The organism is Variovorax paradoxus (genome assembly GCF_000834655.1).
In the GTDB taxonomy this organism is placed as follows: Bacteria; Pseudomonadota; Gammaproteobacteria; order Burkholderiales; family Burkholderiaceae_C; genus Variovorax; species Variovorax paradoxus_F.
The window spans coordinates 1-10912 of sequence record NZ_JXQQ01000068.1 but is presented as its reverse complement, the minus strand read 5'-3'; the positions used below and the strand labels follow the sequence as shown (position 1 = coordinate 10912).

Genomic DNA, 10912 nt, shown 5'->3' with positions numbered 1-10912 from the left:
CGCAGAGCGCCCGATGGATACGCCGCTCGCCCCCACCCCGCCCCTCCCCCGGAAGGGGAGGGAGAAAGACAGGGATACGGCCGACGTCATGGCCGCTCCGAGGCCGGCCCGGCCGTTTCGACCAGCGGCGAGGCCGCGAGCAACGACAGGCCGCCGACCGGATCGTCCACGCGCAGGCGCCACACGCCGTTCGTGCCCGGCCCGCCGACCACTTCGGCCGACATCGAGCGCAGCAGCCGGTCGGCCTCGTCGATGCGCACGCCGTCCTTCCAGCGCACGACCAGGTTCGCCTGCGCCACGGCACCCGCATCGGGCGCGGGGGGCACGTTGCGAAAGCGCACGTCGTCCTCTTGCGATCCACGCCCGCCGAGCAGGCCGACGTTCTGCACCACCACGCACAGGGCCAGCACCGCGAACGCGGGCCGCATCCATCCATCGGCGCCGAACCAGCGGCGGATGCTGCCCCACCAGCCGCCCTCGGGCCGCTCCTGCGGCCGGGCGCGCGGGGGAACGGGCGCAGCCGGCGCCGCAGCGGGCGACTGCACCAGCGCCGAACCCAGCTGCATGCCGGCGGTGCGGTACAGCGCCTGGTAGTCGGCGCGCGGGTCCTCCGGGCCGAGCGGCGTGCCCGAGAGCACCGAGAACACGCCGCCCACCGTGCGCAGTGCGATGCGGCCGGGCTCGGGCGTGATCGGCAGCAGCTTCTGCGCGGCCCACTCGTCGTGCACCGCGCGGATCGCCGCGAGCCGGGTGGCCGAGACCTCGCCGAGCACGCGCGCGCACAGTTGCGGGCTGGGCTCGAGCGTCAGCACGTTCCAGGCCTGGACGAGCCCGAAGGCCGGCTCGAAGGGTTCGTCGTCGGGCTCGAGCAGCACGTCGAACGCGCCGGCCCAGTCGGCCTCGCCCGCGGCCATCCAGCCCTGCCACAGGTCGCCCTGGATGCAGCGGTCCAACAGCACGCCGAGCAGACGCCCTTCGTGCACCACGCTGACGAGGCGGCCCGGCGCCCAGCGTGCGGGAAAGGCGCGCTGGGCGACAGCCTCGCGGCGCCGGGCCAATTCGGTGAGGGGGAGCAGCAGGTCGTGCAGCGCGAAAGTGCCCATCGGTGCGGTTTGCGGCGCGGCACCCGGCATGGCCACCGTGGCCACGCCGGCAGCCACGTCGGGCACGGCGGCGCTGACGGTTTCGAACGCGTTGCGGATCACGCTGAGCGGGGGCCAGAGTTCGGTGTTCATGGCGGTCTGTTCCTGAATGGCTATGTCTTCAGGCATAAGACGCTTCAGCACCGAGGATTTTGAAAACCTGCAGGATCGCCGCCATGTTTTCGGTCTCGATGGCGATGCCCAGGGTCTCCTGGATCCAGCCGCCCAGCCGGGTCTTGGCGTAATCGGCGGTCAGGCCCTCGCGCTTGTGCACGAGGCCCAGGCGCCCCGCGCGGTAGTGGTACGAGGCGATGGCATGACGCGAGGCGATGCCCGAGAGCCCGCCTTCGGCTTCCTTGCCGAAGCCTTCGCACAACAGGATGCGCTCGGGCTCGGGCAGCCCGGCGATGAAGGCGCGCGCGGCCAGCTGCACCGCCTGTGCGCTCAGGCCGTGTTCGGCGAGGCACCCGTCGAGGTCTTCGCCGGCGCCGATCTCGTCTTCGAGCTGCGCTTCGGTGATCTGGTCGCCGATGGAGACCTTGCGGCGGAACGAGCTGGCCCGCGTGCAGTCGATCAGGTAGCGCCGGAAATACGCGCAGAGCGCGAAGGCGGTCGATGGCGCGCTGTGGCTCGCGCGCTCGTCGGCCTCATCGGGATCGGCATCGAGCCGCAGCACCTTCACGTAGATGAATTGCGCGACGAGCTCCTGCCGCCCTTCGCCCAACACCTGCAGCTCGGGCGGATTGCAGGCCACGAGCGCGTCGCCAACGATGCGATACATGGTGCCCATGTCGTTCGAGGACAGCGTCTGCCGCCGCCGCCAGAGGCGGACGAGCTCGGTGCTCTCTGCGGACGAAAGGGTTTCAATCATTGGCTCATTCCCAGGCTTCTCGCACGTCGTGTCGCTTCTCCCACCCCCTTGCAGGGGGCAACACCACCGGCCCGGCAAAGCCGGTTCCGCGGTGTTCCCTGAAAAAGCTCCACTGCGTCCACCGTTGAAGAGCCGGGTCCATCAGTCGTCGACGCACACGCCTTCGCTCGGCACCAGGCATTGCGCCAGGCCCGCGCCCACCGGGCTGCCGCGCGTGCGCATCGTCGACGACACCGCGGCCTGCGCGACCGCCAGGCCGCGCGGCAGAAGAATCCACAGCTGGCCGCGTTCCTTCATGCGGCGCGCGTTGGTCGCGGCCGCCTGGCCGTTGCCGAAGAAATAGTCGGCGCGCACCGCACCGCGGATCGCACCGCCGGTGTCCTGCGCGATGGTCAGGCGCTGCATCGGTGCGCCGCTGCCGGGCGTGCGGGTCGAGACGAACACCGGATAACCCAGCGGCGTGCTGCGCGGATCGACCGCGATCGAGCGCCCCGCCGACAACGGCACGCCGAAGGCGCCGACCGGTCCGCCCGCGGGCGAGGTCGATTCCTTGAAGAACACGTAGCTCGGGTCCTTGATGCCCGAGCCCGTCACCGCGCCGGCCGTGCGGCGACCCGGCACCACGACCGCGCCGCTGGCGGTGGGCCGTGCGAGCGTGAAGCCGCGCGTGCGGATGACGCCGCTGTCGACGCCGCCGACGTCGTCGTCGTCGCCGTCGTCCAGCTGCAGCTCGATCGACGAGCCGCGCACCTTCACCGCGCTGCGCGGCTTGCCGTTGGCGGCCTGCGCGATCGTCGGCCGGAACGGCTGGCCGTTCTGCTCGGCGTAGGCCACGCGGATGACGTCGCCGTTGGCCAGCTTGATGCGGCCCGAGCCCTGGATCTGCATTTCGTAGAGCGCGGTGGCGCTGCTCACGAAGGCCAGCACCTTGGCGTTGGGCGCGCCCTTGGTCTCGATCTCTTCGCGGGTGTAGTACGGCAGCAGCTGCTTGCCCTCGATGCGCATGCGCACCTTGCGGTCGAGCGTGTCGCGGGTGATCGCCGAGAGATCGAGCGCGTAGAGGCCGGACGCGCCCATGTCGCGCGTGCTCAGGCCCGTCTGCACGACCACGTTGCGGCCTTCGACCTTCGCGGCCACCGTGCCGCTGCCGGCCGGGAGCTTGCGCGCGTCGGCGAACAGCATGTCTTCCGGCTGGCCGTACACGGGGTAGATGAACGGCGCGCCGTAGGTGCGGCTGCCCGCGATCTCGGGCTCGAAGTAGCCGGTGACCACGCCATCGGGCTTGCGGTCGTCGTCGCGGATCTGGTAGGCCGAGAACTCGCTCTCGAAGAAGCTGCGGATGGCGTTGCGGTTCTTGCCGTCGACCTTGCCAGCGCGGTCGCACACCTCCTTCCACTCGGCGCCGCGGCCGGTGAGCACCTTGCAGCTGCCCAGGAACGCGGGCCAGGTCTCGGAGAAATCGTCGCGCGACCAGCCCGGCATCGCATCGAAGCTCACCGAGGTGTACGTGGCCAACTGCGTGGAGAAGGTGCGCGCCTGGCCGGCCACGCTCGCGCCGGTCGAGGCCGTGCGCGGGCCCGTGGTGGCCGCGGACGTGTCGGTGGAGGCCGTCGTGGCGGAGGTCGCGGTGGGCGGCGTGTTGGCGCAGCCCGCCAGCGATGCGACGGCCGCAACGGCGGCCCAGCGGATCAGCGTGGTGGTCAAGCGCGGCGACTGTGAGGTATGCATGAAAGTCTCCTTGTCCGGAAAAAGCGGCCCATCGCAGGGCCAACGCTCTACAGACGATTACTTCTCGACGATTTTGAAATTCGCGACGCCATAGACGTCGTTGCACGGAGCGCCGGGCGCGCAGGTCGGCTTGCCCAGCAGCGGAGACGGACCGGTGCCCCGCGTGGCTTCGAGGGCCGAGAGCACCGGCAGCGGGAACTGCGGAAACACGCCGTCGTTCTGCACGCCGGAAGCACTGAAGTCGCGCTCGTGCTCGCTCACGAGCACGGCGAACTGGTTGGTGCCGGCTGGGCCGCCGGCATCCATCGGCCACGAGGCGCGCGGCAGCGCGAGCGCACTGTTGGCGGTGATCTTGTTGTACTTGTCCAGCAGGTTCGGGAACAGGAGGAACATCTCGCCGCCGCTGGACAACAGGAACACGTAGACGAAGCCGTCGCGCTTGCTCCGGACCTCGAAGGCGAGCTTGTCCTTGCCGATGTTCACCTCGGGCTTCTTCGCCGTGGCCGTGACCTCGAAGCCGGGCGCGGCGCCCGCCGCGAGCGACTGCAGCGATTCGAGCGGCGTGCGCGGCGCCGGAGGGGGCGGCGGTGGTGGCGGCGGAGGCGGCGGGGGTGCGGTGGTCACCTTGATGTCTTGCGGTGGCGGCGGCGCGGTCGTGATGTCGGTCGCCTTGCCCTTGCCGCCGGCCACGTCGCCACCCGTGCCGTCGGCGCCGGCCGTGCGGCCCTGGTACCACCACCAGCCGCCGCCGGCGAGCGCCGCGACGACGGCGATCGAGGCGATGGCCGCAACCGCCTTGCCATTGCCCTTGCCCGTGGCGTTGCTGTTGCCGCTGCCGGGTGCGGGCGCCGGCGGCAGTGCCTTCTTGCCGCCGATGACCGTGGCCGCATTCGCATTTGTGTTGTTGCCGCCGCCACCCGCGCGCGCGCCCGACGGCGGCTGCGTGCGCGGCGTCGGCGCGATGCTGTGGCCGACTTCCAGATCGAGCGCCGCGCGCAGTTCGGCCATCGACTGCGGCCGCTGCTCGGGCCGCACGCCCAGGCCCGCATCGATCGCCTGCAGCAGCTTCAGGCTGTAGCGCTGGCGCAGGATGTCGTTGCCCGCGAGCGGCACGTAGCTGTCGGACAGGAGCCGCGCCACCGAAGGCGGCGGCGCGCGGCCGCACACGGCCACGTGCATCACGGCCGCGAGCGCGTAGACGTCGGTCCACGCGCCCTGCGACATGTCGGGCATCTCGGCGTACTGCTCGATGGGCGCGTAGCCGGGCTTCAGGATGACGGTGATCGCCTGCGTCTTGTCGGTGATCACGCGGCGCGCGGCGCCGAAGTCCAGCACCACCGGGCGGCCCGAGCCTTCGAGCAGGATGATGTTGTCGGGCGCGATGTCGCGGTGGTAGCAGTTGGCGTTGTGCATCACGCCCAGCGCCTGGGTCACGCCGTCCATGATGCGGATGAGCCAGGCCTCGTCGACGCCCGCCGGGATGGAGACCAGCGCCTCCCGCAGCGTGTCGCCGCGGTAGAAGGGCATCACCATGTACGTGGTGCCGCGCTCCTGCCAGAACCTGTAGACCTTCAGCAGCGATGGGTGATCGAACTGGGCCAGGAGGCGGGCCTCGTTGATGAAGCTGCGCATGCCCAGGTCGAAGGTCTCGCGGTGTCGCTCCGAGAGGGGGACGACGGTGCCGTCGTGCTGCCTTGTCGACAGCGAGGTCGGCAGGTATTCCTTGACGGCCACGACGCGTTCGAGGTCGTGGTCCCAGGCTTCGTAGACGACGCCGAAACCGCCCTGGCCGATGACTCGCGTGATCTCGAATTCTGCGAGGCGGCTGCCTACGGGGAGGAGGCCGGCTTCGTGGGTGCCTGATGACGGGGTCGTGGCCGGGACGTTGGACAGGCCGGTCACGCTGATGACGGTTGCGGCGGTGTCGCCGCCGGTTGATGGCTGCGGGGTCTGGCGGGAGACGACGCGGGTGCGGTCGTCTTCCGGCGGGGGGGGTGTTGGGGAGTCGGTCATTGACCTGCTCCTGCTGGTTGAACGCTTTTTAGGATTTGCTTTTCGAGGCCGGGTCTCGCCCCGGCGGGCGACTTACTTTCTTTTGCTTCGCCAAAAGAACGTAAGCAAAGAAAAGGCGACCCCACTGTCTGCGACCCCTGCGCTGCGCTACGGGGCAACCTGCGGTGCTCGCGTTTCGCGGGGTCTCGCCCAAACTCGCTTCGCTCAAACAAGGGCGAGCCCTGATCCGCGAAACGCTGCGCTCCTCGGCGCAGACAGAGGGGGGTGGATACCGAACGGGCCATTGCTTCGCTCGGCCCGAAGGGCTGACACGCTTCGCGTGTCAGCCTTGAATTGGTTGTGAGGTGCTGTTGGCTCTTAGCACGCCGAGCGAAGCGATGGCCCGCGGTGTCCTGGGTGCCGAGCGCAGCGAAGGCCTGTCTTTGCAAGTCCCTTCTGGCTGCGCCGAGGAGCGCAGCGTTTCGCGGACAAGGGCTCGCCGCTGTCTGAGCGAAGCGAGTTCGGCGAGACCCCGCGAAACGCGAGCACCGCAGGTTGCCCGTAGCGAAGCGAAGGGACGCAGACAGCAGGGTCGCCTTTTCTTTGCTTACGTTCTTTTGGCGAAGCAAAAGAAAGTAAGTCGCCCGCCGGGGCGAGACCCGGTCTCGGGAAAAAAACGAAAAACAGGAAGCAAAACGGTTCAAACCGCTTCCTCCTCGATCACGCCCCTGCGCGAGCTGCCTCCCCCCAACCGATCGAACGCTAGATAGATGACGGGCGTGGTGAACAGCGTCAGCAACTGGCTGACGATCAACCCGCCGAAGATCGCGAGCCCGAGCGGCCGCCGCAATTCGGCACCCTCACCAAAGCTCAGCATCAACGGCACAGCAGCAAAAAGAGCCGCGAGCGTCGTCATCAGAATCGGCCTGAACCGCAGCAACGCCGCCTGGTGAATCGCCTCCCGAGGCGACTTCCCTTCCGTCCGCTCCGCATCGATCGCAAAGTCGATCATCATGATCGCGTTCTTCTTCACGATGCCGATCAGAAGAATGATCCCGATGATCCCGATCACTCCCAGGTCGTTGCCCGTGATCATCAGCGCCAGCAAGGCGCCCACCCCCGCGGAAGGCAGCGTCGACAGAATCGTCAGCGGATGCACGTAGCTCTCGTACAGCACCCCCAGCACGATGTACACGCAGATGACGGCCGCAAGAATCAGCCACAGCTGGTTCGCCAGCGAGCGCTCGTAGGCACCCGATGCGCCGAGGAAGGTCATCGTCACGCTCCCGGGCATGCCGATCTCCTTGGCCGCCGCGCGAATCGCATCAACCGACTGGCCGAGCGACACGCCCGGCGCGGTGTCGAAGTTCAGCGTGCTCGCCGGGTACTGCGCCACGTGCGTGATCTGCAGGGGCGCCTGCTGTTCGGAGATGTCGGCAATCGCCGCCAGCGGCGTGGCGGTGCCGGAGCCGGCGATCAGGTTCAGCTGCCCCAGCGTCTGCGGCGTGTTCACCATGCCGGGCCGCGCTTCGAGAATCACGCGGTACTGGTTGGTCTCGGTGAAGATGGTCGAGACGATGCGCTGGCCGAAGGCGCTGTAGAGCGCGTCGTCCACCGTGCTCGCAGTGATCGACAGGCGCGCCGCGGTGTCGCGGTTCACGTTGACGAACGCGGCCAGCCCCTGCGCGCCGGCATCGCTGCTCACGTTGCGCACCTTCTCCGAATCCTGCAGCCTGGCCACCAGCTTCTTCATCCACTCGGTGATGAGTGCGCTGTTCACGCCTTCGAGCGATACGCGGTATTCGGTGGGACCGGTCTCGGCGTCGATGGTCAGGTCCTGCGTGGGCTGCAGGTACAGCGTGACGCCGGCCACCTGCCGCACGCGGTCGCGCAGGCGGTCCATCACCTCCTGCTGGCTGTCGTGGGTGCCCTTCAGGTTGATGAGCATGCTGCCGGTGTGCAGCATGGTGTTGTTGGCGGCGTCCACGCCAACGAAGGAACTGAGGTTCTCCACGTCAGGGTCGTCGAGGATCGCGCGCGCCGCCTGCTGCTGCAGTTGCGCCATGCGGTCGAACGACACGTCCTGCGATGCCTGGATGCGGCCTTGCAGCTGGCCGGTGTCCTGCGTGGGAAACAGGCCCTTGGGAATCGTGAGGTACAGCACCACGGTGAGCACCATGGTGAGCAGAGCGACCAGCAGGGTAAGGGCCTGGTGGTCGATCACCCAGTGCAGCGAGCGGTCGTAGCGCACCATCACGCCGTCGAAGAAACGCTGCGCGCGTGCGCCGAAGCCCGTGCCGCCCGGCTCCTTCTTGGGCTCGTGCTTGAGCCAGCGCGCCGACATCATCGGCACCAGCGTGAGCGACACCACGGCCGAGATCAGGATGGTGATGGCCAGCGTCACCGCGAACTCGCGGAACAGGCGCCCCACCACGTCTCCCATGAAGAGCAGCGGAATCAGCACCGCGATGAGCGACACCGTGAGGGAGATGATGGTGAAGCCGATCTGCGTCGCGCCCTTGAACGCGGCCTGCAGGGGCTTTTCGCCCTCCTCGATGTAGCGCGCGATGTTCTCGATCATCACGATCGCATCGTCCACCACGAAGCCGGTGGCGATGGTCAGCGCCATCAGGCTCAGGTTGTTGAGGCTGTAGCCCAGGAGGTACATGAGCCCGAGCGTGCCGATGAGCGAGATCGGCACCGCGATGCTCGCGATGATCGTGGCGCGCAGGCTGCCGAGGAACGCGAAGATCACCAGCACCACCAGCACCACGGCCAGCACCAGTTCCATCTCGACGTGCTGCACCGAAGCACGGATGCCCGCGGTGCGGTCGCTCAGCACCTCGATCTTCAGGCCCGCCGGAAAGCCCGCCTGCAGCTCGGGCAGCTGCTTCTTGATGGCGTTGACAGTGGCGATCACGTTCGCGCCGGGCTGGCGCTGCACGTTCAGGATGATGGCGGGCGTGAGCTTGGGTTCGGCGCTTTCGCCGCCCTCGGCGGTCTTCGTGCCCGCCCAGGCGCCGAGCTGCGTGTTCTCGGCGCTGTTGACCACCTGCGCCACGTCGACCATGCGGATCGGCGCGCCGTTCTTGTAGCTGACGATGAGGTTCTTGTAGTCCTCGACGGTGAGCAGCTGGTCGTTCGAATTGATGGTGTAGGCGCGCTTGGGGCCGTCGAAGCTGCCCTTGGCGCCGTTGGAATTGGCCGCGCTGATGGCGGTGCGCAGCGTATCGAGTCCGATGCCGTTGGCCGCGAGCGCCTGCGTGTTGGCCTGGATGCGCACGGCCGGACGCTGCCCGCCGCTGAGCGACACCAGCCCCACGCCCGAGACCTGGCTGATCTTCTGCGCCAGGCGGGTGTTGACGAGGTTCTGCACCTCGGTGAGCGGCAGCGTGTCCGACGTGATGGCCAGCGTGAGCACCGGCGCATCGGCCGGGTTGACCTTGGCATACACCGGCGGCGCGGGCAGGTCGGCAGGGAGCAGCGAGCCGCCGGCGTTGATGGCGGCCTGCACTTCCTGCTCGGCCACGTCGAGCGTCTGGCCGAGCGAGAACTGCAGCGTGACGATGGACACGCCCGCTGCGCTCGTCGAGCTCATTCGGTCCAGGCCCGACATCTGGCCGAACTGGCGCTCCAGCGGCGCGGTGACGGTGTTGCTCATCACCTCGGGGCTGGCGCCGGGGTAGAGCGTCTGCACCTGGATGGTCGGGTAGTCGACCTGCGGCAGCGCCGACAGCGGCAGGAAGCGGAACGCGACCAGGCCGGCCAGCACGATGGCGACCATCAGCAGCGAGGTCGCCACCGGGCGAAGAATGAAGGGGCGTGAGGGGCTCATCGTGCGCGGGACTGCGGCAGGCCCGCCTCAGCGTGCCGGGCCGTTGGCCGGCGTCGGCGGAACGGCCGGCGTGGCCGGGGGAACGGGTGCGCCGGCCGGCGGCGTGGCGGATTCGATCGGCTGGCTCGGCGGCGCGCCGCCTCCGCCCGCGGATGCGCCGGCACCGCCCTGGCGCTGGCCGCCTTCCCTGTTGCCGCGCTCGCCCCGACGCCCGCCTTCGCGGTTGCCGCGGCGCGCACCCGATGCGGCGCCCGAGGCCGGCGTGGCCGGCCGGTCGGCCTGGGTCTGCACGCGCGCGCCGTCCTTCAGGCGGTCGCCGCCTTCGGTCACGACCTGCTCGCCGGACTTCAGGCCCGACATGACCGCCACGTTGTCCACGCTCGATTCGCCGCGCGTCACGGGGCGTTGCGAGACGGTGTTGTCTTCGTTCACCACGTACACGTAGTCGCCGTTGGGCCCGTGGCGCAGCGCCGTCACCGGCACCACCACCGCGCTGCTCACGGTGCGCAGCAGGAGCCGCAGGTTGACGAATTGGTTCGGAAACAGCGCGCCGTCGGCATTCGAGAAGCGCGCCTTCGACTTGACGGTGCCGGTCTGCGTGTCGACCAGGTTGTCGAGCGTGGAGAACATGCCCTTGGCAAGCTGGCGCGTGCGGGTGCGGTCGAAGGCGGTGGCCTCCAGCTGCGCGCCTTGCGCGAGGCGCTCCTGCACTTCGGGCACGCGGTCTTGCGGCACGGAGAACTCGACGTCGATGGGCGCGATCTGCGTGATGACCGCCACGCCGCCGGTGGTGCCGGTCGAGATGTAGTTGCCCGCGTCCACGGGCCGGAGGCCGATGCGCCCGCTCACCGGCGCGGTGATGCGGCTCCAGGTGAGGTTGAGCCGGGCCGTGCCTTCGTTGGCGCGGTCGATGGCGACCGTGCCTTCGAGCTGCTTGACCAGGGCGGCCTGCGTGTCGACGTCCTGCCGGGCGATGGAGTCCTGCCCGAGCAGCGTCTGGTAGCGCTGCAGCGTGACGCGCGCGGCCGCCAGCTGGGCCTCGTCGCGTTGGCGCGCACCTGCCGCCTGCGCCAGCGCGTTCTGGAACGGCTGCGGGTCGATGGTGGCGAGCACGTCGCCCTTCTTGACCATCTGCCCTTCCTTGAAGAGCACCTCGGTGAGCACGCCCGAGACCTGCGGCTGTACCGTGACGTTGGCCAGCGGGGTCACGGTGCCCAGCGCCTCGAGCTGCACCGGAATGTCGGCCTGCCGCGCCGTGGCGACACCGACGGTGTTGGCGGCCGCGCCGCCGCCGCCCCGCCCACCGGGCCCGCCGCCGCCCGGCCGGCCACCGCCTGGGCCACC

Annotated in this window: 6 protein-coding genes; all 6 read right to left on the bottom strand. The window is 69.3% G+C overall.

The genetic code is table 11. From position 1 onward, the window contains the following. Window positions 1–86: 86 nt before the first annotated feature. Window positions 87–1235 (bottom strand): hypothetical protein, encoded by a 1149-nt coding sequence (locus tag RT97_RS23895; RefSeq protein ID WP_042581332.1) that lies wholly within the window; start codon window positions 1233–1235, stop codon window positions 87–89. Window positions 1236–1263: 28 nt separating this feature from the next. Next, a complete protein-coding gene (locus RT97_RS23890; protein WP_042581331.1) occupies window positions 1264–2013 on the bottom strand; it encodes a hypothetical protein in 750 nt (249 codons plus the stop codon). Window positions 2014–2154: 141 nt separating this feature from the next. Continuing rightward, window positions 2155–3741 (bottom strand): murein transglycosylase A, encoded by a 1587-nt coding sequence (gene mltA / locus RT97_RS23885; RefSeq protein ID WP_042581330.1) that lies wholly within the window; start codon window positions 3739–3741, stop codon window positions 2155–2157. A gap of 57 nt (window positions 3742–3798) precedes the next feature. Next, a complete protein-coding gene (locus RT97_RS23880) occupies window positions 3799–5754 on the bottom strand; it encodes a serine/threonine-protein kinase (RefSeq protein ID WP_042581329.1) in 1956 nt (651 codons plus the stop codon). A 679-nt stretch (window positions 5755–6433) separates the two neighbouring features. After that, window positions 6434–9568, bottom strand: a complete 3135-nt coding sequence (locus tag RT97_RS23875; RefSeq protein ID WP_042581328.1) for an efflux RND transporter permease subunit — start codon at window positions 9566–9568, stop codon at window positions 6434–6436. 27 nt (window positions 9569–9595) lie between these two features. Next, window positions 9596–10912, bottom strand: a 1317-nt coding sequence (locus tag RT97_RS23870) for an efflux RND transporter periplasmic adaptor subunit (protein ID WP_253278311.1), incomplete at its 5' end; no start/stop codon positions are given.